Consider the following 25,160-nt stretch of genomic DNA (forward strand, 5'->3'; position numbering starts at 1 on the left):
AATTATTATTATTAAAATTCAGGTCTTGAATAAAGGTCAGCCATGGCTACACGTACTTTTCTTGGGCCTGTAAATGCCTCCCTTCCGTGAACGGAGAGCACATTATCAATAAGTAGTACATCCCCTTTTTGCCAATCAAACATTTTCTTTTCTTTTAAATATGCTTCTTTCAAGTGTCTCGCTACATCATCTGGGATCCTTGTACCGTCACCGTACAAGGTATCAAATGGTAACCCTTCTTCACCCACTTGACTTAACATGCTTTCAAGTACAAATGGTGGTAAATTTGCACGATGCCAGAAGGCGATGTGATTGAACCAACATTCTTCATTAGTCTGCGGGTGAATAATAGTGGCAGAACGAGTTTGGCTAGTGAAGAGGCCGTCGTCTTCTTTCCATCGAAAGTCAATTTGATTCACACGGCAGTACTCTTCAACTTCACTTTTAGAACGTCCAGCAAAAGCATCTTTCCAGTCATATGCCAAATACTTTCCATAATTTCGATGCAGTGTCCAGCCAACTTTTCTAAACTTATCTAATACATCTGGGTCTATATGTTGCAATATGCGCTTGCTGCAACCTATCGGAGTCGCTCCCCCAGTGATCGGCTCTTCTTCACAGAAGAACCATACTTTCAAAGCGAATGAAATTGACGCCGTATTTTCATTGTGTAACGCGATAGTTTCATCATCTGGGTATAGTGTTGAAGTAAACACATTATTCGCGATCGTCTTTCTTGGTGAAGAACGCTCTACATATTCAATTAATTGATACTGTGAGTCTCGAACATATTCAACAAACTCCTTATCGCCATAAACATCAAAGCCTCTAAACAATATTGCGCCATGCTGTAAAAGCTTTTGATCAATAAAACTTTGGTTCGTACGAGTCCAATCTTTAAGGCTAACGCCAGGAACCTGGGGGGTGATTAACAGTGCATAAGAATCACCTTGAAACAGTTCAGTGCAAGCCACTAGATCTAAACTAGAAATAGGAGCTTGACGACTTCTTGTTATTGTTCTTTTTGCCTTCTTAGGGCTACTTTTTAATTCAATCATATACAATTTCTCTACTAAATATTACTAGGTTCGCGTCTAGAAATTCCCGTTCTAATGACTCGTTTTCGGCTTGTTGCTGAGCGCAGATTCCGTTTACGCTCATCTAGATTTTGCAATACTTCTGTCACTGATGTGTCAGGCTGATCGCATATCAATTCTGCAAGATAATGAATATCATCAAGTAAGTTTGTAATCGCTACTCGAGAAAAGCGACGAACGTCGTAACAGAAATAAAGCTGTATATTATCTCGTGGTATTACTATCAGTGTTAATGCTGCCGGACTTTCACCATGGTGTTCAATATCCTGAAGATCTATCAACGTAGACTGCTCAAGTGTTTTATTATCGATTGGATAATTATTAACGTTCAACAGAATTTCAAATAACTGTGAGCTACTAAAGTTAGTCAATTTATATAGCCTATCTTGCTCAATATCTAAATGACCATTTTTACTGCTTTGCTCACTTTTTTGCTTCTGCAACAGGGAGTTTATTGTCTCACCTATCTCTAGTCGTTGCCTAACTGGCAGAGACTTAACAAATAGACCCGCCAACTGTTCAATCCCTTTAACTTCAGCAGGTCGACCTGAGTATGTTTCGCCATACATGATATCCTTACTGCCACTATGACTGGCAATGAGTAAAGTGTACAGGGTGTGCATAAAGTGATTGAGTGTTAACTTTTCCTTCGTCAAGAAGCGATATATTTTTTCACTTTGAGAAAGTGAGAAATCTTTAGAAAAGTTCTCTTTTTCTTCAAGAGTTTCATCTAATTTAGGGTCATTGTACCTATCAGCGAGCAGTGTTGTTGCCGTGGAAATGCCTTTCAGATAATTAGACCAAAAACGCTCTGTTTCCTTCTCTGTAGATGTATTCGTAAGTTTAAACTCAACGTAATCTTCTAGCTTTGCAGCAGCAGGCAACTCCTGCACTTCTCGGCCAAGGCGCTGCTCATATATAGTAAGCACCTCTTTGATAATGTTAGCCATAGACCAGCCATCAAGAATACTATGGTGGAAATTCCAGACAAATACAAATGATGAATCACTCATTTTGTATAAATGGTATTGGCTCAAAGGCGCATCACCTAAATTAAACCCTTTTTGTCTTTGCGCGCTTAATTCATTTGCAAGATAGGTAACTTTCGTAGACGCATCCAAGTGAGTATAGTCATACTCCACCATTGAGAATGGTTGATCCTCATATACAACAAGTAATGGGTTTGCACAGTTTTTATAGACAAAACCCGACCTCAGTATCTGGTGTCTCTCAATGACCTCTTCCCATGCTTCTGTCCAATATTGTGCATTCAGTTTCTTTGTAAAATTAAACTTAACCTGCTCAAAGTATAAACTCTTACTCGTAGATGACAGGCAATGAAATAAAATAGACTCTTGCGTTTCAGTCGTCGGCAATATATTGCTAATTTTATTATTAGTGCTTAGCTTTAAATCCTGTATTAGTGAATTAAACTTATGCTCAGACAGATCAATCAACGGGAAATCGCTCTGCGTATAAAAACGCGTATCTTGATCTAGACAAACACGAGTAAACTGCTGTAACTGAGTGTGAATATCGTTTACCAACTGTCTAGCAGTTGTTTCACTCAATGTTAATTCATCATAAAGTAACTCAATACACAACTGACCGCCTTGTACCCTAGACAGCACTTCTATTGGGTATAGCCTCTTGTCGGCAAGATTTCTATCACCTTCCTCAACAAGCTGCACGTTATTAAACGCATCACTTTGTTGCAGTGAGTAATCCAGCTGACCAAGATAATTAAATAAAATGTTAGCGCGATGATTTTGTTGCATGTCATTAACTAGATAATTAATCACAGAGTAATTAAATCCAGCTTCAGGCACGCTTCTTAATCGTTCCTTCGTCTCTATTACCGTTTGCTCTAGCGCACTAGGATCAGAGATACTTAAACTGAATGGATAAATGCTTGTGAACCAGCCTATTGTGCGACTTAAATCGATACGTTCATTGAGACTAGCGCGACCATGTCCTTCTAAATCAATCATAAAGTCTGAACCACCGGACCATGAATGTAATGCAAGCCCAAGTGCGCCAAGCAATATATCTTGCATCTCTGTGTTGAAAACGTCCTTTGCTTTTTTGAGCAATGTTTGCGTTTCACTTTGTCCTAACTCAACCGTAACTTTCTTCTGCTCTTCATAGGTTGCTTGCATTTCGGAGCCAAGTGGTAAAGCAGTGTAGTGCTTATCAATAACACCTTGCCAATATGGGATCTCTTTGGCAACCGAGTCTAAGTCACTGTAAGCGTGTAATTCCGCTGCCCACTGAAAATAAGAGGTCGTATTTTTTCGTTCCGACACTATGTTATTGACACGATCTAAGATTGCATGAGAAAAGTCATCAATCAGGATGCGCCATGAAACAGCATCTACGATTAAATGATGAATAGTAATAAAAATATAATCAGGAGCATCTGGTGAACAAATATAACTTGCAGCAACAGTATTACCTGTCTCAATATTTAAGCTACTTTGCAATTTAGCTTCAAGACTTCTGGCCTCCTGTGTAGAGTCAACAATGCTATATTCTAAAGAAGCCAGCGCTTTTTCATCAAGGAGGTGTTGAGCGCCACCAGAAAACCCTGTTTTGAATATGCGATGTGCTTGCATCAGCTGTCCAAATGCGTCTTGATATACCTCTGTTGAGACCCCTCTTTCACTTCTAGTCTTAGTGACTGTGTCCAACGAGAATGGTCAACCAAATCCAACGAGAAAAACCACTTTTGAATGGCTGTGAGTGGAGCACTACGGGATTCTGTTTCACATTCTATTAAGACCTCACTTTCCTTATCACCTACTACCGCTTGCATTTCAATCGTTGGGTGCTTGAAAATATCATTTGGTGTAAGTGATAGGCCAGCCAATTTAGCCTGAGAAGACAGTTGAATAGCCAAGATTGAATCACCACCCAAAGAGAAAAAGCTATCATTTTTTGAAATTTTCTCTTTCGGCACGCTCAACAGTCTGGCCCAAATATCCAGTAACTCAAGCTCCAATGGCGTGACTGGTACAGTAGCAGACTGAACATCATTGGCATGATGATAAATAGGTTTAGGCAATGCGCTTTTATTTAACTTGCCATTGGCAGTAAGTGGTAGGTTATCGAGCATCATGATTGATGCAGGAACCATATAATCCGGTAGATGCGTTTTCAGATGTGTAAATACACCTTTAGAGTCAACCCCTTGTTCTGCCACGACATAACCAACAAGCTTTTTGCTTTCGTCATGTGTCACGCACAAAACAGCAGCTTCCTTCACACCATCTAGCGCTTGAATACAGCCTTCAATTTCTCCTAATTCTATTCTAAAGCCGCGTACTTTGACCTGATCGTCTGCACGAGACACATAACAAAGTTCACCATCATGTCGCAAGTACGCTAAATCTCCTGACTTGTATACTGGTAAACTTTGTTGACCAGGGAACTGGTGATTAAAGAATCGCTCACTCGTCAGTGTTTCATTATTTAAGTAACCTTTTGCGACACAATCCCCAGTGAGGTACATCTCCCCGATCACCCCAAAAGGCTGTATTTGCATACTGTCATTACAGATGTAAATCCCAATATCACCCAAAGGCTGGCCGATTAAGTTACCTGTAGATTTTAATGCGGAAGCTCCAATTTCTTTAAAAGTAGAGTGGACGCAAGTTTCTGTAATGCCATACATGTTTATTAGTTTGGTTTGAGAGTTTGAGTTTGCTTCGAACCAAGGTTGTAATTTCTGTAGCTCTAATTTTTCTCCTCCAAAAACCACGTAACGGAGTTCATGATGATAACTTTCGAGCCCTTCAACAGCCATGAAAGGATAAAAAGCCGATGGCGTTTGAGAAAGTACAGTTACCCCATAGTGTTGCACTAAATTACGCATTGCAAAGGAGTCTCGAGCAATCTCAAGCGGCATCACTATTAATTTAGCTCCTGTAAACAAGGCTCCCCACATTTCCCACACTGAGACGTCAAAGCTATAAGAGTGGAATAAAGTCCATACATCCTGATCTGAAAAAGAGTAGAGTTCACAAGCTGAGTCGATAAGTCTCATGACATTATTATGCGTTACCATCACGCCTTTAGGCTTACCGGTAGAGCCAGATGTATAAATTACATAAGCTAATGCATTACTCTCAATATCAACTTGTAAGTTTTGGCTACTATACTCTGCCAATTTTTGTGACTCAGCACTTGCATCAATAATGAATTTTTTACCATCAAATATCGTATGTTCTGTATTAGATTCACAAATCATAAAATCAACTTGAGCATCTAATAATATCCCCTCCAAACGAGATGATGGATTAGTCGTATTGAGCGGGACATAAGCAGCTCCAGCTTTTAATACCGCAAGAATAGCAACAACGGTATTAATATTTCTATCAATCAACAGCGCAATCTTATCTCCAGCTCGAATGCCTTGCGCTTGCAAGTGGCGAGCGAGCTGGTTCGCTCGCTTATTGAGCTCAAGATACGTGAGTTTATCGCCATTTGTTGACTCTACAGCAATTTGCTCAGCACCCCTTTCTACTTGTGCTTCAAATAAAGATTGAATGGTATTTGATGCGTTGTTGAAGCGTGTACGAGGAGCCAGCATAGCTGCCACTTTATGCTCCTGTGATTCACTTAGTATAGCGACTTTATCTAAGGTCTCATGCTGGTTTTGTATTACTGCAAATAGCAACTCTTTAATACTGTTGAGCATATTCTCAGCTGTCGCACGCTCAAATAACGAAGTGTTATAGTTAATTTCTAATTTTATGCTCTGATCGAATTCTGTTGCTTCTAACATTAAGTCAAACTGAGCAGTCGACTTATCGCTTTGTACCGGGATCAGTCTTTCATTTTCACTCAAGGCAAGTGCGCCACTATTATTGAGCAGTATATCAAGTACTTCATAGTCTTTTGCATCAGTTGTTTGGTACACAAACATGGTTTGAAACAAGGGTGCAAAGTTTTCAAGCCGAGTACTTAAGGTACTATTTACAATATGTTCAAACGGTACCTGACTATTTGCCATTGCAGACAATAGGTTTTGTTTTATATCTGTGAGTAGCTGTTGGAAAGTCAGATCTTGACTTAAACTGCTTCGAATAGGAAGAGGGTTAACAAAATACCCAACTGTTGAGTTAAAACAGCTAAGGTGCCTGCCCATACTCGGAGTGCCAACTACAATGTCATCTTGACCCGTATATCTATATAGGAAAAGAAAATAAATGGATAGAAGCAGCTGGTTCATCGTGATGTTATTACTAGCGGCAAACTGCTTAACTGCGTCTTTTTCATCGCTATTTAACAGCAGTGAGGCAACTTCACCATCATAACGATATGACTTAGGGCGAGCAAAATCTGTAACTAGCTCTAGGTTAGGGTTTACGTTACTTAATCTATCTTGCCAAAATTCGTGTTGCGCTTGATACGGTTCAGAGCGCTCCACTTTGCTTTGCCACAGTGTAAAGTCAACATAAGAAAATGCATTCGCTTGTTCATGCGCCTCTAGTGTATTAGCTGCATAAAAGCGCTTAAAGTCTTCGATTAAGATCATCATTGAGTGCATATCCGTCACAATGTGATGAAGTGTAATCGCTAAATAATTGTCTTCACTGGAACTGATAAGTTCAATTCTAATTAAAGGGCCATTCTCCAAATCAAAATGATACGAAGCGGCTTGCCGTAATGCGTCCTCTATTGCAACAGAGTTATTACAGTGTTTGTGCGTAAAATATTCACCTAGATCAGAAGAAATCTTTTGATTTAGGATGCCATCAGCAAATTGAAATTGCGTACGTAATGCTGCATGTTTGGCAATCACCTTATCCCAAGCACACCTTATCCGATTAATATCAAAGCTAGATGACTCCAACTTAAAGGCATAGTGGATATTGTAGGCTGTTTGTAATGGCTCTCTTTGATGTAGCGACCATAAAGACCTTTGATTTGCGCTTGCGGGATAGAGCTTACCTTCAATGATCTGTTGAGGTTCAATGGATTGCCCAGTTTCAACGTTATTTAATTTTAATAAAATGGTATCAATTAAGTCTTTGACCTTAGCAACTGCGAGCAACTCTGCAAGTGGCAAAGAGACTGAAAGTGTTTTTTCTAATCTGGCTTGTAATTGTGACGCTCGCAGTGAATTCATCACTAATGATAACAAAGAACTATCGTAACTAATTTTATCAATAGGCTGTTTAGTAACGGATGATATCTCAGCCTGTAAGTATTCAAATAGCGTAGTGCGCTGTACAGCGTTATCTTGTATCTGACAAGTTAATTCACGATTATCAACCAATTCACTTGGCTCGTCCCTAAATGTTACACCATGGTACTCTCCAAGATCTCCATTTAAGAATGACTCTTTTGTAGCTTGCCTTTTGACTTTGCCACTGGAAGTTTTTAACAACTTACCTTTGCGTACAAGCTTGATACTATAAATATCCAGCCCTATACGCGTACTGATAGCCTCACTTATTTTGTGAATTATCGAATCTAATTCTTCTTTGATATCTTTGCTTGGCCGTAACTCTTGAACAAGCACTAACTTTTCAGTTGCTTCATCTTCTATTGAAAATGCAGCAGCATTTCCAAGTGGTAATCCCTCTATCGCTTGCTCTGCGACAAACTCTATATCTTGTGGGTAGTAATTAGTTCCGTTAATGATGATGGTATCTTTTATTCTACCTGCGATATATATTTCACCATTGTAGATAAAACCTAAGTCACCTGTTCTTAGATATTTTTCGTCGCTCCCCTTAGGCTGTGCACCGAATGTCTTTGCAGTCTCTTCCTCTCGACCCCAATAACCTAACGCAACACTACTACCACTAGCCCAGATTTCACCAACTTGATTGTCAGGTAAGATTTCAAATGTTGCTGGATCAACAATGATAGCGCGATGGTCTGTATAAGTTTGACCACACCCCAAAAGAGTTGTCGAGTTTACTTTTGTTTCACCAGTATCTAAAGCCTTCGCAATTCCCGCGCCAAGGGACTCTGTACAAAAATGTGTTGTTACTGCAGAATTAGCGCGTAGAGGTGCACTTAAGAATACGGTGATTTCAGCCATCCCATAACTGGGATAGTAAGCTTCTTTTGAAAAGTGTGCTAATTTGAATTTATCGTGAAACTTCTCAAATGTCTTCGCCCTGATAGGCTCCCCCGCATTGAATGCAACTTGCCAACTACTGAGGTCTAGCTGAGATACCTGCTCATCAGTAATATGCTTACAACAATGATCAAAAGAGAAGTTTGGACCACCACATATCGTTCCTTTATATTCATCAATGGCGGACAACCACGTAAGTGGGTTTCTAATAAAGTCAGAAGGAGACATAATGACTGACTGGGCACCGATATATGCGGGCAGGAATAGCGTATTTACTAATCCTAAGTCATGAAAAAGAGGCAACCAATTTACAAAAACATCTTTTTCACTGCTATCACTCGCTGCGATTAACGCATCTAAGTTTGCCGCAATGTTTCCATAGGTAATAATTGCTCCCTTAGGGATCCCTGTAGAACCTGAGGTATACTGTAGATATGAAATATCGTCAGTATCAATCTTGGTGTCGACTTCTATCGCATCACCATCCAACAGTTCTTCAAACGTTAAGATATTACTGTGAAAATCATAGCTGCTACTATCAAAGTAAGCTTTTGTATTTTCTAGGTTATCGCTCAATGTTATTATGATGGTTGAATTACAGTTATCAACAACAGCATCTATTCTAGAGTGCTTATCTTTTGCTCTAGCAGGATAAAGAGGTACTGATACTAAGCCAGCAAACATACAAGCATACATCGAGATAATATATGCCGCTCCATTAGGAAGTAGAAGCGCAACTCTATCGCCTTTATTTCCGTTATCTAAGAGCTGCTTGGCCATTACTCTCGCTTGATGCTCCAACTCTTTAAAAGTAATTTCTACTTCACCTTGCGCTTCGATAAACGTGAAAGCCACCTTATCAGGATTATTTTGACTATTCTCGATCAACTTTATTAGCACTTTGGGAAGTAGTTTATTCTGTTGTTCAATCAACTTCATTTCCTCTTAACTCTATGACAATCTTAGTATTAAAGCGTAGGTTGTAATTCTTTTGTTACACTTTAAACACTACTCATTGACAAATAATGATTAATTAAATTTGTATGTGATATAGCACTCCCCAATGAGTGCCATGTCTTTTTATATTTCGCTCTGCTGAAAAAAATAAAGCGAGTTTAAATCTAAAATTTGCGACAGGTTATCCAATGCTTCACAGCTTTCTACATATAGATTAGGGTCAGCTAAATCTTCTACACGAAGCTGATCTCTATAGTATTTTTCAATCCACTGACGAAGCTGTGCATACAGTTCAGGTGTCAGGATAACCCCTGAGTGCACCGCCGCGAGCTCTCTTTCTGTTAGCTGTACACGTAAACGTAGACAAGCTGGCCCACCTCCATTTAACATGCTTTGCCTAAGATCGACATAATGTATCGACTTCACAGGGTTATCAGAGGTGATAATGCTATCCAAAAATTGTTTAACTGTTGGTTCCATACTGCATTCAATCGGAGCGATTAATACCATATGTTCACTATTTATAGAAATAAGCTGAGAATTAAACATGTACGTTTTCAAAGCCAAGTCTAGGCTGATCACTTCTGAAGGTACACAGATAGGGTAAAAGTTTGACCTACCCCCAAAATATTCGGCTATCTTTGCTGTCAATTCATCATGGTGTATATAAGCCATTTCATGATAGAGAAAAACATTTTTATTATTTACAGCAATAGTATCGTTGTGGAAAAAGCCTTTTGACACAACTTCAGGGTTTTGCATTAGGTGGATGGTTGTATCTGAGTTTAACTGATGTAATCTCACGATACTTTCATGCGCTTGACGCGACTGTCTACTTTCATTCTCCGCAAGTGTTGCACATTGATTATGAACGAATACGTTAAAACCTGCGTCACCATACTCATTGCAAAATCGCAGTTGGTTTGCAGCGCCTTCATCTTTAAATAACTCAGCAGGAGGCAATGCAGGATGATGCACGAATTTATCACTATCTTTAAAAATTTTCTTTAGTGCTAACTCTGTACCTTCCACTTCTAAACTCCGATGAAACTTAGATGTAAGGTTAGCAGCCGTAATATGTAGTTTGCCATCACTCGTGTCAGAGCTGGGAGAAATTGTAGCGCTATTAGCGGCCCACATTGATGACGATGAATAACACAAGCTCAGTAGATGCGGCTCTACTTTGGAAACTTTATCAATGATATAGCGCTCACTTCCCGTAAAGCCACACCGTCTTAGCATGCTAATATCAGGCCTCACCTGAGGCGGAAGTATCCCTTGTGTTAAACCACTATCCATCAACAACTTCATTTTTTCTAACCCTTGTAAGGCAGCTAACTTTGGGTTGGATATGCGTCCTTTGTTAAATTGTGAAGCGCGATTTCCTGATGATAAACCCGAAAAGTTGTGACTTGGGCCGACCAAGCCGTCAAAATTTACTTCTATTGTTTTCATTATTTTTCCTGTAAATAGTGAACTGATACAGCCTACTGTTCATTTTGTTACCGACTTACTTAACCAAGTGATCTATCCGCAGACAGTGAAATTTTGTTAATAACACTGAAACCACTAAGGTTTCCTCGTCCGTGCACATAAAGCACAACTTTTCTTTTTGATTACGCTTAATACCTGCACTTTTGCTAACTATTGCCTCTTTGGTATCCAACTGTAGCGCTAGAGGCGTTAAATTCACTTCCAATAGCCGAGTTATTGGCCCATGAATTTTCCTCGTCATCCCTAAAACTTTCTAACAAGGTAAATAATTAAGGTGAGCGATAAAAGCATTCAATTAGCTCATTCCTTACATAAACCTCAGGTCAGGTGCGAGATTTTATCTTTTTTGGCGTCAGCCTTAGTTTCTCAAATTTATTGCACATTAAATGAAAATGATATGATGCGTCACCATGTTACGTGAACTACACATCTCACACGTGAGACATTCATCTATCTTGTTCAGCAATTAACAAAAGAGGAAACCCGTACATACTAGCGTAACCTTTCAGCCATCACGATGTCAGACTCAACCTCAGTCATGTTATTTGTATAAATAATATATTTCCCATCAAATGAAACACTAAACCCTTTATCGATCTCACCTTTGATATTAGCGAATTGCATTAGCCCATCATTCTCAGTATCAAACTGAAACACGATAAATCCGTCTTTAGTGTTCTCTTTATAGTAAATGTATTTCCCTAGTATCTGAAATCCACCAGTATTTAACAGATCAATATCAGGGATCACCAACTCCTCTTTATCTGCTTCTATATCTTTTCTCCACAACCCCTTAGTCCTAAACTTACTAAAGTATAAATATTTTCCATCATCACTTTCGATACCATAGTACCCGCCCTTATCAGTCACTTGCTCAACTTTGCCACCGTATATTTTATATATCTGCCAATCCAACCGATGATCGGAGGAAAGATAATATGAATGGCCATCTTGGGTTACATCACTAAATGCATAATAAGGTTGGTATAGTTTCGTAACTTTATGCTCACCAGTGTTTACATCAATCGAGTATATATCTTGTTCGAATAAAAATAAAACCTTTGAATCATCCGCAGACCAAACTAAGTCTGTTGGATGGACTCCTTCAATCAACTTACTCTTAGAAATCAATTTACCTTGCATATCGACAATAAACACTTGCGGTGAGCCATTTCGATTGGATATGAATGCTAGTAACCCAGTATTGTTAGCAAACCTAGGACTATAATCATCCCTAGATGTGTTCAGGGCTTTAAGCAGGGAACTTGGCACATCCTTATTATGTGAGAAGATTTCTAGATCTCTTCCTTTTATAGATTCCACCATAAATAGCAACTTCTCGTCACCAGCAAAAATCTGTGGGTGCTTAACTGGGAAGGAAGCTCGATATGCAGAATGCTGTTTCATTGTTAACAAATCAAAATAATCAAAGGAGTACTTACTACTGGAAAACAGAGGATAACCAGCTTCCGTTAAAGTAAAATACTTGATTAACCTATCTTTTTTAAATAAGTGCTTTATCTCTCGCTTAAGTGGATCCAAGCTATAAAAATCGGTACTCTTCTTCCAATGCTCGTTACGAAGAAAGTATAACAACCCCAAATCATACGAGTAGTTTAAACGATAATCTCCAAAACCACTCACTATTGGATTGGTTACCTGCACTTTTCGCCCAGTATTTAAGTTTAGTTGAAAGACCGCCGCAGGCTCCGTTAGATAAGGCTTCTCATTGAAATAGATAAGTTCGGGCTTTTTATCCCAAGCAAAGTCCATTGCATGGCTAAATAGCTCACAAGTATACACACTCTTTTCACTCCAAGTCCCTTCATGCAAAGCCGCTATATAAATTTCACAATAGTCTTCCCCAACCCTATGGAATACAATTCTATCACTTGAAAATGACCAAGCTGGAGCCGTAAACTCAGAAACACCTAATATGCTATAAACAATTTCTCTGGAAGATGATAACGATATATTTATATCCCATCTTTTCTCATCAAGGTTAAAAGACAAATAACTAATAAACTTACCATCAGGTGAAGCTCTCGGAGTCTTTTCAGGCCCTTCCAGACTCGTTATCGGATGCATCCCTTGAAACTTGAGCGGTTTCTCTGCTACATGGCTTTCTTTAACAGTGGATAACGTATCTGCACTATAAAAAACTATTAATACTACAATTAGTACTAATATCAGGACTGCTAGTATCTTAACTAGTTTCATGTTATTGGCTACTGGTACATGACTCACATCTTCAGCCACTTCTCGTTTTGAAACTGAAACATACACCTGTTTGGGGATACGGTAACCGCGTTTGGAGATAGTTTCAATGTATACAGGAATACTCTGATCTTGAGAAAGCACCTTCCTTAATTTTGCTATACAAGATGTCACCGCATGGTCACTAACGATCATTCCATCCCACACACTTTCAATGAGAGCATCCTTAGACATAATGGCTCCCTGATTTTTAATCAGACAAACCAATAGATCCATAGTTTTAGGCTCTAATTTAAACATCTCATCGTGGAGCTGCACAACAAGATCATCAACAAAGACATCCCAATTCCCACACTTAATTTCCATCGCAAACAATACCTTTACCAGAAGATTTTGTTTCTTTTTTTCTCACCTTTTCATTAAGGAAAAGAAAAAAAGCTTTAAATTCAATACCGTGACAATTCCGCGAGATAATAAATATTTATTCCCACAATTTAAAAGTAAGAACCAAAAACATTCAGAGAGTTTTAATCATCCTACTTTGAGTACCTTGAAATGGAGCTTTAGAGAGCAACCTGAAGCCTAGTTAAACAATTCAACTATGTTCCATTATTAAGGATTAACACATGAAAAACGTAACCAAAAAATTAGCAGTTATCTTAGCAACAACTTTATTTTCTTTTAATGCATTTTCTAGTGAGGTCAGCACTACTAGCGACTACCAAAAGAATATAGAAGAACAAGAACAGCAAGCTGCTCAGTTTTTTGACTTCTACACTTCGTCATACTGCCGCATCGTTGATAAGTGCGAATCTGCAATCTCAATTGAACAAGAGAAGAATTAATAGTTCTTTTGAAGATATGGAGATACTTATGCAACAGTTACATTTTTACAACCCTAAGGTATCAGAAAGCAAATGTATTAACAATGCATTTATAGAAGCAACAGAGTCATATACCTTACCGCATTTGAAGGACATACATTTTTATAAATGCCAGTTTAACAGTGATAGGTTTAACTCTACGCAATTTAATGAACTGGGTATTGAGTTTCCTGATTCACTACGTTCGGCCGTAAAGAGCCGCCAAAGTGAGTTTTTAGCAGGACGTTTTTGTGCATCACAAGCAATAAAGTCTCTAAACAACAGCAGCGGCCAAATACCGATTGGAGAAAACAGGCAACCTATGTGGCCTGAAGGGCTTTTAGGCTCCATCTCTCACATTGAGACCAGTGCCATTTGTGCTGCTGCAATAGAAAGTGAATATAAATATTTGGGAATCGATATAGAAAATTGGATATCCAGACAAGTATCATATGAAATCAAAGACTTAATTATAAGTAGCGAAGAGGAATCAATCTTGAAACATAGTGATTTTAGCGACATAGAGTCAATTACACTGTTATTTTCAGCTAAAGAAAGCTTGTTTAAAGCTATCTACAAATACGTTGGTAAATACTTTGGTTTTGAAGCAGCAAAACTAGTGATGTTAGATACAAAAAAATGCCTACTCGAATTAGAAATAGTTGAAAATTTATCCAGCAATATCCGAGCTGGTAAAAAGTTTATTTGTCACTTTTCGCTACATGAAAAAAATGTTTTTACAATAGTATGCGGAAATTAAGCACTTGATAAGTATGTTTAAAGAAAAAAACCTTCCTAATACGGATGTTATCGTAAAACTCAGAAAGGAAGCGATAAAAATGAGTCAAATATCGTCAATTCAACGCGATCATCAAGGTGTCCGAGTGGGTGTAATACCAGATGAAGTTGCAGAGAAAATCATCCAGCATCAAATTAACATAGATACGGTTAAAAAACTTTTCCCTTTGCAAAATGGGATCCTTGTGGGGAAAGATGTTGTCCTAAATACTTCAGACCGCAATACCGACAATTGGAGAAGTATCAACAAGAAGATCATGCGTTTAATAAAAAATATAGAATCTAGTTCATCAAGAATTGGGACTGGTATTATTCTAGATACAGACTCTGATGGTAAGTATAGATTGATTTCTGGATGTGAAAAGCTCTTCGAATGGGTATTCAACAACGGTATGGCTGTACCATGTGACATACATATAGTATGTGATTTAGATAGCGAAGAAGCTTTGCACAGCCCTTAACTCCAACCGCGGTAAAGTAAACAATAAATATTGGTACTATGACTAAGCCCACTTTCCTTAACATGAGATATGTCGTAAACATGGTGTTGGCCAGAGTACGTTTTATAAATGGCGCTCAAAATATGGCGGGATGGAAGCTTCAGACGTTAAGCGACTTAAAGAGCTTGAAGAAGAAAACCGTAAGCTAAAAGATATGTTTGCAACGCTGAGCTTAAAGCACACGATGCTTGAGGATATCATTGCAAAAAAGCTGTAAAAACAAGTAGGCGCAGTGTAACTCCCCCAAAAAATGAAACAGTTTATAAGTAGAATTTTCCATTAACTAAAATAGGAAAATTTACGATGAGAAAAAGCAAGTTCACCGAAACCCAAATTGTCAGCATGATCAAGGAAGCTGAGTCAGGTATTCCTGTGCCAGAAATTTGCCGCAAACATGGTATCGGCCAAAGTACGTTTTATAAATGGCGCTCAAAATATGGCGGGATGGAAGCTTCAGACGTTAAGCGACTTAAAGAGCTTGAAGAAGAAAACCGTAAGCTAAAAGATATGTTTGCAACGCTTAGCCTAAAGCACTCGATGCTTGAGGATATCATCGCAAAAAAGCAGTAAAAACAAGTAGGCGCAGGGCTTGGGTTGAGCATTTAAGAACTCAATTTAATGTCAGCGTCGCATTTGCTTGTGAAATGGCAGGGCTAAGCCGCTCAGCTTTTTACTACAAACATAAACGGCCGTTAGATGATGACGTTATCGACGCATTACTTGCGCTGGTAGAGCGCCATCCTAGGTGGGGGCTGCCTAAGCTATTCAAAAGGCTTCGCAATAAAGGTAAGCCGTGGAATAAAAAGCGTGTTGAACGCGTTTACAACATGCTAAAACTAAACTTGAGACGTAAGGGAAAGCGCAGTGTTCCAACAAGAACACCTGAACCATTAAGCGCACCGACACAACATAATGAATCGTGGTCAATGGACTTTATGAGTGACGCATTAAGCTATGGACATCGTTTTAGAACACTGAATGTGCTGGATGATTTCAACCGACAAGCACTGGCGATTGAGGTCGATACAAGCTTAACTTCTGAACGAGTTATTAGAACGCTACAACAAATTATTGCTTGGCGCGGTAAACCAAAGCAGATTAGAGTGGACAATGGCCCAGAATTTACTTCAGCGGCACTCGAAGATTGGGCAATAAAAAATGACATCAAGTTGGAATTTATAGAGCCAGGCAGTCCTTACCAGAATGGTTTTGTGGAAAGGTTTAACCGAAGTTATCGTGAAGAAGTGCTCGATTTATACTTGTTTGAGTCACTGCAAGAAGTACGTGAAATCACTGATGAGTGGTTAGATATTTATAATTATGAGCGACCACATGATTCACTTGGCGATATGACACCAATTGGCTATCTTGAGGCTGCATAAAATTCTACGAAATAGCTGTACTAAATTGGGTGGAGTTACAGCAGGGCTAAGCCGCTCAGTTTTGTTATTACAAACATAGACGGCCATCAGATGATGACGTTATCGACGCACTGCTCGCGTTGGTTGAACGTCACCCTAGGTGGGGCTTGCCTAAACTATTCAAAAGGCTGCGCCATCAAGGAAAGGTATGGAACAAAAGTTACAACCAGAACAGCCGTAAGTATTAGTCTCCTCCTCGACTAGTATCTGCATAAATTAGTGAATTTGAAGATACACTGACAATATCTAAAATTAGCTTTGAACTTCCCTGAAGTATATATATATCATTAATAAACATATTCTTAGGTAGTTCGGATGAGATGAGTTCAGGTTTAAAATCACCCAATTCAAATCTATATTTAAATATGTTCTTTCCGTCCGAGTGAAATAGTTCACCTTCCCTTAATGCAAAAGAATCTTTAAAATAGCTTTTTGTTATGTTGGCTACATTTTTAGTACTCCCATCACTCTCTTTGACCCAGACACTTCCTTCGACATCGACATATACATAACTTCCATTCTTATAGGGGGAAAACCAACTCACCTTTTCTAAGGGTAAAAGAATCATTTTCATAGCATTTAGGTCATAGAGAAATGCTTGGTTTTGTCTCAACTTGTCATTCTTTATTAAACCAAAAACAACATTTTTAGATTTAAATCCAATACTTATTGGATAGTTTTTTAGTGTAACCTCGGCTCGCAATTCTCGAGTTATTAAGTCATATACCTTAAACGACCCCTTATATAGTAAGAGTACCGTTTGTGATTTCTCATCAAGATCAAAGTCTAAAACATTTCCTACCATCCAAGGCTCCCCGCGGTCAACTCCAGAACCTGTGAGTATTAACTCTTTAGACCCATTGCTGTGTTTTTCAAGATAAGCATTGAATTCGCCCTTGTAGATCGCCTTAAATTCATCTTCTTTACTCACGTTAAGAGGGCTGAATTTCCTTTCTTGCAAATCGAAATCATAAATATCAAAAGAGTATGGAACACTCACCGCTATAATCTTGTTATTACTCAAATTATACGCGAGCGAGTAAGCGCTTTTTTTCTCTAACTCTTCGACTTTTGATACAGAAAGCTTATTCAAAGAGAAGTAGACCATAGCTTGATCGATATTATCAAACCACGATATTGAGTTACTCTCTTTGTCGTAGCTCACCCTCCATATTCTTCCTTCTGTTTTATATAAACTTTTTACCTCTGTACCTTCAATGTCTGTTACCATTAACTCCGTGAAACCAAACTGCACTCGCTCAAAGTATACCTTTTTGGCCAGTTCATCAAAATAAAGAAAGTTATCTCCAAATGAACTAAGACCCGGAGAAGTGATCTGGTATTCTTCACCTGACTTTATATCTCTAATCACTACTGTGGATAAGTTATTATTATTTCTATAGCCAAACTTAGAATATATTACTGTTTCATTGCTTATTCCGACCATTACACGCTGTCGTTCATCACAATTCATAATAAACTTTTGAGACTTTTCCTTATCCTCTAAGTCAATTTTCCAAATTTCACATTGGTTGTTTCTAATCTTTTTGACGAAAAGCTCGCTCGACTTTAAAGACCAACCTGAAGGCGAAAGATTAACATTCGGATGTGAAAGCTTATTTTCTTGGTTTGTCACTAAGTCTCTAACGATAACACTAGAAAACTCTTCCCCTTTCGGAGTAAATTCAAAAGCAAGAAATCGTTCAGATGGGTGTATAATGATCGAGTTGTAGCTACCTTCAAGCCAGGAAATCGTTTTCTCATCAACACTAACTTCTCTCACATCTACATCACGTGTTTCAAACGATATAAAAAAGAAGACCAGACTTGCGATTAGCATGGCAAGTACAAAATAGAAAACAAATGTCGTGCGAGGGAGAGAGGTTTTTGGCGTACTATCGTGGGGGTAAGACTCGGATGTGCTTTCGAAATAAATGATTTCAGGCTCAAGGAAAAAACTATAACCTTTACTATAGTGCGTTTTAACCACTAGACCTTGCTGCTTGTTTGAACGTAAAATCTTTCTTAGTTCAGACATGGCACGATTGATTGCATTATCATCTACATAGCGCTGACACCAAACACGCTCAACGAGGTCTTGCCGTGTTACGATTGTCTCGTGGTTAACAATAAAATAACAAAGCAGTTTAAAGATAAGAGGTTCCAATTCTCTGGCTACTTCACCATCAAATATTCTTTGTGATTTTGGGTCCAAAACCCACTCACCAAATCGAACTTCTCTAACTCTCCTTGAAAAACTAACTTCGTTCATTATTTACTTTTAGCCATAAATATCCACTTAGTCATTCTACCCGATAAGTTCAATAACTCAATAGTTACATAGCGCAAAATAAAGAAAGTTTAAAAGAACCAAAAGATAACTATTGAAACAATATGCTAACTAACGCAACAAAAGTCACACACAACCACGGTTGTCATCCATAATATTGATGTCGATCTTTGATTGCCACTCAAATGAAACATCTTTAGCTATAAATGTATAGTTTCCTTTTTCTTTGCTCTGGATAATAACGTTCGCAGATATCCCTCTGTTACATAATGTTACCAATTGTCCAACTTTGAAACTTTCATCTGCATTGTCAGGCATCCTGATAACACCATAAATCGTCCTGCTCTTCAATTTCATAAGTAAATCACCAGAACTGAAACCTTGTTGATCAAAGCTATGCTGTCTTGCCCATTTAACTAAACTCGGCGATGTAGCTATTATTTTTTTTTCTTCTTTTTTTTCATTGAGATACTTAATTAAAATATCTCCTTCAAAAACTTCTACATTTTCCGAAGCTAAAAACTCAAAAGCAATAGCATTTTCATATGCGTACACGAGTTCAATCCTTGGAGGCTCTACTTCAATGATAAAAGATGGTGAAGTAGAAGCAGAGGCCATTAAAGAATATGCAGTGAAGCACCCTAATAATGTCTTTCTTACATTCATTACTGACAATTCTATAGTTTAGGTTCTGGATCAGGATCAGCGACACTATGTGTGGTAGTCACAATACCGTCCGTATTACCGCCTGCAATTTTTTTGGTTAAAGACTTACTAAAGTGGCCTTTATCATTTAATTCTTTTAAATTTCTTTTTATAAATTTCAATTTAAGCATGACGTCTACACCTTTTATGTTTATTTTTTCGTAGTTCTAGCCTCAGGCAACCTTTCAGCTCAAGAGACCTACTCCAGAATACAAACAAAGTGTAAAAAACAGTAATTACCAATCCTTAGAAACAACTAAACTTATGATGTTTATGCCTTTATTCTATGTTTAAGATAATATTTAATATGATTTATTAGCTGACTATAGACGATAATATTGATAAATTTTTTCACCAAATATGCTAATTCTTAGTTTTATTGGCAGGATAGAGTATATGCGTTAGTCCATAAATGAGGTAATGAACTAAATCTGTTACCTAAACACCACTAGGTCATTAGATTGACATAGCAGATTTGTTATCCCTCCAATTACACGCTCTAATTAACCTTTTAGTTTTACTTAGCTCCTGAAAATCCAGATACTACTTCAAGCCCTACCTACATATCGCTACGGAACAAATTCAAAGTATATCAATGTGCTTATCAAAGTTCTCTTGTATTTAGCATTTGCCCTTGTCCACAGGTAAATCAGCTTAGTCAAAGAAAGCACTCTTAAGTTACTAAACTGAAGAACACCACAAGATAGTACATAGCTAATACCTATTACCGAATATTAGCTTTTAGTCATTGTTTACCTTAATTGTACTAACAACAATCCCCTCCTTAAAAATACATACTTGAATTCGTCGTATCGCCACCGTTGGTAAAAAAACATTCTAAATACACAATTAATACACATTTTAAAACAACAATTACACACAAAATTAATATCATAACTGCAATAGGGAAAACGGGGAACGTTACCCTGTCTAGAGTAGTTGTTGCAGCACCAACACCAACAAGGAACAACGAACATGCTTGATTATCTTATTATTGGCGCAGGCCCTGCTGGGGTTCAAACCGCTTACCACCTAAAACAAAGTGGCTTGTCCTACCTCATGTTGGAGTCAGGTCAGCGCGCAGGGTGTTTTTTTGAAACATTCCCAATTCATCGAAAACTGATTTCAATTAATAAAGTATTTACCGGTTCAACAAACCCTGAATTCAACTTACGACACGACTGGAACTCCATTTTAACTGATGACTACAGCCTTAACTTTTCCAGTTTTGACCGAGACTTTTTCCCAAGTGCTGATAACTTAGTCAAATACCTCAACCATTATGTTGACCAAAACCAGCTAAATGTTGCTTATAACCAGCATGTTAAATCCGTTGAAAAAATTGCCGAGCACTTCGTTGTGACCACGACTAATAATGAACAATATACAGCAGCCCGCGTCATTGTCAGCACGGGCGTCCCTAAGCCTTATATTCCAAAGATCGAAGGAATAGAACTAGTTACACAATACTCGGACTTAAATATTGATTTGGCACTATTTGAAAACAAACGCGTACTTGTTATCGGTAAAGGCAACTCTGCTTTCGAGACAGCTGATCACCTTATTCCTGCCACCAGCCTAATCCACGTTTGTAGTCCAAACCCTTTAGATATGGCATGGAAGACCCACTATGTTGGCGACCTACGTGCCGTAAACAACAATATTTTAGATACTTATCAACTGAAGTCCCAAAACGCTATCTTAGACGCCGACATTAAGCGTATTGAGAAACAAGGCAACCGCTTTATCGTGCACTTTAGTTATGCTCATGCTAATGGTGAGCAAGAAACCATAGAATATGACGAGATTATTTGCTGTACTGGATTTGCAATGGACTGCAGTATTTTTGCCGATAGTGCAAAACCAGATCTCATGATTGAAGACCGCTTCCCATCTCTAGATTGCAGCTTTGAATCCATCAACGTAAAAGGCCTTTATTTTGCGGGCACGTTGACACAATCCACTAAATACCGTAAGTCGACCTCAGGCTTTATTCACGGCTTTAGATACAACAGCCGCGCTTTAGTCGAGATGCTAAAACAACAACATCATGATACTGCGCTTGCATGTGACCAGCATAATGCAACGTCAGAAGCAATCGGCAGTGCTATCCTGAGCCGTATCAACGAGACCAGTGCGCTATGGCAACAACATGGCTTCATGGTGGATGCGGTTACGGTATCTAAGACCGGTATGGCACAGTATTACAAGCATCTGCCCAGTCCGTACCTCCATGCTCATCTAGGTGAACACTATCATTTGCAGATAGCATTAGACTTTGGTGCGCCAATTGAAGGCGACCCGTTTAATCAGGTTCGAGTGCATAAAGACAATGCGACTGCCGCGGAATTAAGTAAATTCTTACATCCCATCATTGAGCTTTGCTACCAAGGTGAAGTGATAGAGACTCATCATATTATTGAGGACTTAGAAGCAGATTGGACTGACGTAGAAGCGCACGTTAAACCGCTTCAACAGTTCATTGAGCGAGTATTACCAAAACTTGCTGGTGAGAAAATGCAAAATAAAGCGTTAGCCTAACTCATAAGTGAAAAAGGTTGGCAACCAAGCCAACCTTTTCATCCTCTAAGAGACTTTAGACGCAGAGAAGTACTTTCGCCTCAACATGTCATGAATAACAAATTCTTGTTCTCGACCATAGGCTTTAAACATACGGTTGTTATGCATATGCAAAAGAGAGCCAAGTAATGATTGTATGCTCAGATTTAGTGAACCTGACTTTTCTAACGTCAAAATTTCCTTCACCACTGGCTCAGCCTGCTTCTGCCACGCCTCTAACAGCACTAACATCGCTTGTTGCGCCTCATCACATTGCGCTAAGCTCGCAATATTAAGCTTCGCAAAGTCATCATCGAGTTGCGTTTGATGATCGCGATAACGATTACCGAGCTGCTTTCTCAGCACGCTACTCTCATTGAATTCTTTACCAAACCCTGCGCGCAATGAAGAGATCAGTGATAGCTTTTGTTCCGCATCATAATTAAATAGCGTCAGCAACCGATCAGTACAGGCCAATGCGATACGCCAACGGACATCTTCTCCGAACGCTTCAACGAGCTGACAGCTTTTCGCAATCAGCTCACTATCAAACATAAACAAGCTTTCGATCAAAGTCATCGATTGCGGACCGCCATAACGCTCGACTTCTCGCTCATAAGTCATTAATTCAACTTTATGCAGCTGAGAGCTCTCTATCATAGGTGACAATAGCTGATTGAGTTTTGGCAATAATTCTCCACAAAGTACCGCTGGCTCGCCTTGGAAGCGCAAGCGTAGATGCCAATCCGGATCGCCATAGCGAATAAAGAACCATTTATCGAATAATGCACTATTTTCCTCAATAAGCGGCAATAACTGCTCATAAAGTAGCTGCTCAACAATGGTATTACCTGAATATATTTTTAAGCTAAGCCACTCAGAGCCTGCACTGAAGCGCCGAGAGATTGGTGTAGCGGTAATATTCTCTAACGGTTTTTCGGCAAAATGAGTATGAGGAGTCGCACTCTCATTAAGCAAAGGAACAATGATTTCATTCGCATAATGACGACCTTGCGCATCCGTTACACGCGGCGTCAGTTGAGATGCCAACACTTCGCTAAGTTCAACCGTATTGCGGCCTTTGGTTTCCATCAACAACACTTCTACCATCGCACTTTGGCTTAAGTTCAAAGTTAAAACATTATCTCCCGCGGCAAAACTTACCCAATCTTCTAATAAATACTTCTCTTTGAGCTGTTGAAGCGTATTTGCGTCAATGTGTTGATTAACCAATAACGCTTCTAGCTCTTTGCGTTCAATACGCCATGTTTTCTCATGCAGGATCAGGTTATCCAACATGATGCGTGGCACATACGTCGCGTTTCTTAGGCTAGATGGCAGTGAAAACTTGGGTGTTTCACTTTCTTGATGCTGCAACATACAAAGGAATTTATAAGCGCTCAAGCTTCGAGCAGAAAAGTTATGTGCACTCGACAAACGGGGAATAATGCGTTTATTTAGTCGCTTACTCCAGAGTTTCACCTGCTGGCTTTCAACCCAAACATATAAATCACTTAGCGGGATCTGGTATTCAGGATCTAGCGAACTGTCTGCCATAAAAACGATTTCGTACTGCCGCAAATGTGGCCTCGCGATCACGTTACCAGGTCTTCCCTCGGGCATATGTACAATTTCTGCGAAGATAACCTCTTCACTGTGAATATGTTCTTGCTCTAAATGATGAATCACCGATTCTTTTAATGTTTTATCAAGGTGACAGAAGCGACCCAAAAGATTGGCCGCAGACGGTCCATAACAGCCATTAAACTTGAACACTGGATTCGACTTTTCATCCTCAAATAAACTCAACATCACAGCCATTGAACGTGGCAAGTTAAGTTCTACTTTATCCTTAACTTTTTGCTTCAATTCGCTACTGCTCAGGACCACACAGCTTTTACCTAAATTACTTGGCAATGTCACAGCTTGCTCAATAATGTGATCCAGTTCGGTATATTCAGGGGCGCTAGATTGTCCGCTACTCGCTCGACCTAACTGTAAACCACCTACTAGCGGGGCATCATAACCGGTTTCAGTAGAGACACTAATACCTGACTCATCATCCAACACCATATCCAAAGGTACAAATTGACCTTCAAACCGCGTGTTGAACTTATTAATAAAGTTTTCAAGTGGGTTATGCTTAACGCTACGATTTAAGCTCGCAATCAATTGCAGTTGTTTATTCACTCTTGCAACTTCTTGCTGTGACATTTCACAATGTAAAAAAGCGCGGTAGGTATCTGATTGGAAAAGTTTGTTTTCTTGAACTTTAATCGGTAACTCAGAAAGGTAATTAAAAATGACTTGGTATTGCTCAGGCTTCGCCTGTCCAGCTGTATCCATCACCGCAAGGTCATTAACCGCTTGCTCCAACTTAGTATAAACCTCTGCTGGCGCAATATTTTTCAACGCTTTAATTAACGCGATGTCGGGACTTTCGCCGGTAAGAGGTAGCGGAATATCTGGAATTAACACCCCTTCGCTGATGAGTTCTTCTAGATAGGCGCTAACTTCATCATATTCGGCTTCGTTATAGCGGTGACAAAATTGCTCAATGAGCTGAGAAAAACTTAGCTTCTGCTTCGCCAGTTCCAACATAGTGATGAAGTATTCATCACTATCAACGGCACTCAGGCGATACTGCATCGAGTCATCAGAGAGGTAAGTTTCAATGTAACGGCACTGATCTGCTATAAAGTAGTGAGATGGATTAGGTAAATAAGACAAATTATCTGATTTTGCTTCAGTTTCCGCTAAATGAGAGCGAATTGCGGACAATAGAAACATATCTAAGCGAGTTTTGCGAGAATCACGCTCTGCGTTATCACTTACAAGTCGAGTTTCTAAGCCAATTTTCCCCGTATGGACACCAGAAAAAAGACCAAAGGGTGTAGGTCGTGAAGACATTCGAATGAGATATCGCAATAGCGCCAATGCGACTTTTTTCCCCTGCTTGGAGTTTGGCTTTTCACGCCACTGCTCCAATCGCTCTAGCAGAGATGGACTAGCGACGTACAAGGCTTCCACCACCCCAGGTGTAGCTAGCCAAGCACTCAACATAGCATTAGTATCTTGCTGATTGAACAAGGTTTCAATCGGCAATTTTGGTGTTCGTAGAACAAAAAAGGAGTCTGTTGTTATTTTAGCTGGCATAGTTACT

Annotated in this window: 14 protein-coding genes and 1 pseudogene; 6 read left to right on the forward strand and 9 right to left on the reverse strand. The window is 39.1% G+C overall.

Features of this window, described 5'->3' with window-relative positions:
- Window positions 1-11 precede the first annotated feature (11 nt).
- The 5 genes from B1L02_RS18225 to B1L02_RS18250 all read right to left on the reverse strand — a co-directional run bounded on the left by B1L02_RS18225 (window position 12) and on the right by B1L02_RS18250 (window position 13,227).
- Complete coding sequence (locus B1L02_RS18225; protein WP_088532164.1) at window positions 12-1,058, reverse strand: TauD/TfdA family dioxygenase; 1,047 nt, start codon at window positions 1,056-1,058, stop codon at window positions 12-14.
- Window positions 1,059-1,072: 14 nt separating this feature from the next.
- Window positions 1,073-3,712: a condensation domain-containing protein gene (locus B1L02_RS18230; protein WP_232003118.1), complete on the reverse strand. Its 2,640-nt coding sequence runs from the start codon at window positions 3,710-3,712 to the stop codon at window positions 1,073-1,075.
- Window positions 3,712-9,132 (reverse strand): non-ribosomal peptide synthetase, encoded by a 5,421-nt coding sequence (locus B1L02_RS18235; protein ID WP_088532166.1) that lies wholly within the window; start codon window positions 9,130-9,132, stop codon window positions 3,712-3,714. Before B1L02_RS18235 ends, B1L02_RS18230 begins: the two co-directional genes overlap by 1 nt.
- Window positions 9,133-9,273: 141 nt before the next feature.
- A complete protein-coding gene (gene astB, locus B1L02_RS18240; protein ID WP_088532167.1) occupies window positions 9,274-10,605 on the reverse strand; it encodes an N-succinylarginine dihydrolase in 1,332 nt (443 codons plus the stop codon).
- A gap of 531 nt (window positions 10,606-11,136) precedes the next feature.
- A complete protein-coding gene (locus tag B1L02_RS18250) occupies window positions 11,137-13,227 on the reverse strand; it encodes a winged helix-turn-helix domain-containing protein (RefSeq protein WP_088532169.1) in 2,091 nt (696 codons plus the stop codon).
- A 260-nt stretch (window positions 13,228-13,487) separates the two neighbouring features.
- Here B1L02_RS18250 and B1L02_RS18255 point away from each other — a divergent pair, with 260 nt between their 5' ends.
- The 5 genes and pseudogenes from B1L02_RS18255 (at window position 13,488) to B1L02_RS18275 (ending at window position 16,404) form a co-directional block, all read left to right on the forward strand.
- Window positions 13,488-13,706 (forward strand): hypothetical protein, encoded by a 219-nt coding sequence (locus tag B1L02_RS18255; RefSeq protein WP_088532170.1) that lies wholly within the window; start codon window positions 13,488-13,490, stop codon window positions 13,704-13,706.
- A gap of 28 nt (window positions 13,707-13,734) precedes the next feature.
- Window positions 13,735-14,484: a 4'-phosphopantetheinyl transferase family protein gene (locus B1L02_RS18260; RefSeq protein WP_157757258.1), complete on the forward strand. Its 750-nt coding sequence runs from the start codon at window positions 13,735-13,737 to the stop codon at window positions 14,482-14,484.
- A gap of 13 nt (window positions 14,485-14,497) precedes the next feature.
- A complete protein-coding gene (locus B1L02_RS18265) occupies window positions 14,498-14,983 on the forward strand; it encodes a hypothetical protein (protein WP_088532172.1) in 486 nt (161 codons plus the stop codon).
- Between the two features lie 64 nt (window positions 14,984-15,047).
- A pseudogene (locus B1L02_RS18270) lies at window positions 15,048-15,233 on the forward strand (transposase); the annotation flags it as partial.
- A gap of 92 nt (window positions 15,234-15,325) precedes the next feature.
- Window positions 15,326-16,404, forward strand: a protein-coding gene (locus B1L02_RS18275; RefSeq protein ID WP_410477292.1) for an IS3 family transposase whose coding sequence is annotated in 2 segments (ribosomal slippage) — window positions 15,326-15,578 and window positions 15,578-16,404 — 1,080 coding nt in all. Because the reading frame shifts where the segments join, the coding sequence is not laid out codon by codon here.
- A gap of 223 nt (window positions 16,405-16,627) precedes the next feature.
- Here B1L02_RS18275 and B1L02_RS18280 read toward each other — a convergent pair.
- The 3 genes from B1L02_RS18280 to B1L02_RS23830 all read right to left on the reverse strand — a co-directional run bounded on the left by B1L02_RS18280 (window position 16,628) and on the right by B1L02_RS23830 (window position 19,569).
- Window positions 16,628-18,715, reverse strand: coding sequence for a winged helix-turn-helix domain-containing protein (locus tag B1L02_RS18280; RefSeq protein ID WP_088532175.1), 2,088 nt, complete (start codon window positions 18,713-18,715; stop codon window positions 16,628-16,630).
- Window positions 18,716-18,859: 144 nt separating this feature from the next.
- Window positions 18,860-19,399 carry a hypothetical protein gene (locus B1L02_RS18285; protein WP_151201441.1) on the reverse strand — a complete coding sequence of 180 codons (540 nt, stop codon included), beginning with the start codon at window positions 19,397-19,399 and terminating at the stop codon, window positions 18,860-18,862.
- An 11-nt stretch (window positions 19,400-19,410) separates the two neighbouring features.
- Window positions 19,411-19,569: a hypothetical protein gene (locus B1L02_RS23830; protein ID WP_157757259.1), complete on the reverse strand. Its 159-nt coding sequence runs from the start codon at window positions 19,567-19,569 to the stop codon at window positions 19,411-19,413.
- Window positions 19,570-20,413: 844 nt separating this feature from the next.
- Here B1L02_RS23830 and B1L02_RS18290 point away from each other — a divergent pair.
- Window positions 20,414-21,979 (forward strand): NAD(P)-binding domain-containing protein, encoded by a 1,566-nt coding sequence (locus B1L02_RS18290; protein ID WP_088532177.1) that lies wholly within the window; start codon window positions 20,414-20,416, stop codon window positions 21,977-21,979.
- Window positions 21,980-22,024: 45 nt separating this feature from the next.
- Here B1L02_RS18290 and B1L02_RS18295 read toward each other — a convergent pair whose 3' ends face one another.
- Complete coding sequence (locus tag B1L02_RS18295) at window positions 22,025-25,153, reverse strand: lantibiotic dehydratase (protein ID WP_088532178.1); 3,129 nt, start codon at window positions 25,151-25,153, stop codon at window positions 22,025-22,027.
- Window positions 25,154-25,160: the final 7 nt, after the last annotated feature.

The organism is Pseudoalteromonas piscicida (assembly GCF_002208135.1).
Taxonomy (GTDB): domain Bacteria; phylum Pseudomonadota; class Gammaproteobacteria; order Enterobacterales; family Alteromonadaceae; genus Pseudoalteromonas; species Pseudoalteromonas piscicida_A.

What these genes read in the sequence shown, in the direction of transcription:
- B1L02_RS18255 (WP_088532170.1), top strand. Translation starts at nt 13,488, where the DNA reads ATGAAAAACGTAACCAAAAAATTAGCAGTTATCTTAGCAACAACTTTA.
- B1L02_RS18260 (WP_157757258.1), top strand. Translation starts at nt 13,735, where the DNA reads ATGCAACAGTTACATTTTTACAACCCTAAGGTATCAGAAAGCAAATGT.
- B1L02_RS18285 (WP_151201441.1), bottom strand. Translation starts at nt 19,399, where the DNA reads ATGAATGTAAGAAAGACATTATTAGGGTGCTTCACTGCATATTCTTTA.
- B1L02_RS18280 (WP_088532175.1), bottom strand. Translation starts at nt 18,715, where the DNA reads ATGAACGAAGTTAGTTTTTCAAGGAGAGTTAGAGAAGTTCGATTTGGT.
- B1L02_RS18290 (WP_088532177.1), top strand. Translation starts at nt 20,414, where the DNA reads ATGCTTGATTATCTTATTATTGGCGCAGGCCCTGCTGGGGTTCAAACC.
- B1L02_RS23830 (WP_157757259.1), bottom strand. Translation starts at nt 19,569, where the DNA reads ATGCTTAAATTGAAATTTATAAAAAGAAATTTAAAAGAATTAAATGAT.
- B1L02_RS18250 (WP_088532169.1), bottom strand. Translation starts at nt 13,227, where the DNA reads ATGGAAATTAAGTGTGGGAATTGGGATGTCTTTGTTGATGATCTTGTT.
- B1L02_RS18230 (WP_232003118.1), bottom strand. Translation starts at nt 3,712, where the DNA reads ATGCAAGCACATCGCATATTCAAAACAGGGTTTTCTGGTGGCGCTCAA.
- B1L02_RS18295 (WP_088532178.1), bottom strand. Translation starts at nt 25,153, where the DNA reads ATGCCAGCTAAAATAACAACAGACTCCTTTTTTGTTCTACGAACACCA.
- astB (WP_088532167.1), bottom strand. Translation starts at nt 10,605, where the DNA reads ATGAAAACAATAGAAGTAAATTTTGACGGCTTGGTCGGCCCAAGTCAC.
- B1L02_RS18235 (WP_088532166.1), bottom strand. Translation starts at nt 9,132, where the DNA reads ATGAAGTTGATTGAACAACAGAATAAACTACTTCCCAAAGTGCTAATA.
- B1L02_RS18265 (WP_088532172.1), top strand. Translation starts at nt 14,498, where the DNA reads ATGTTTAAAGAAAAAAACCTTCCTAATACGGATGTTATCGTAAAACTC.
- B1L02_RS18225 (WP_088532164.1), bottom strand. Translation starts at nt 1,058, where the DNA reads ATGATTGAATTAAAAAGTAGCCCTAAGAAGGCAAAAAGAACAATAACA.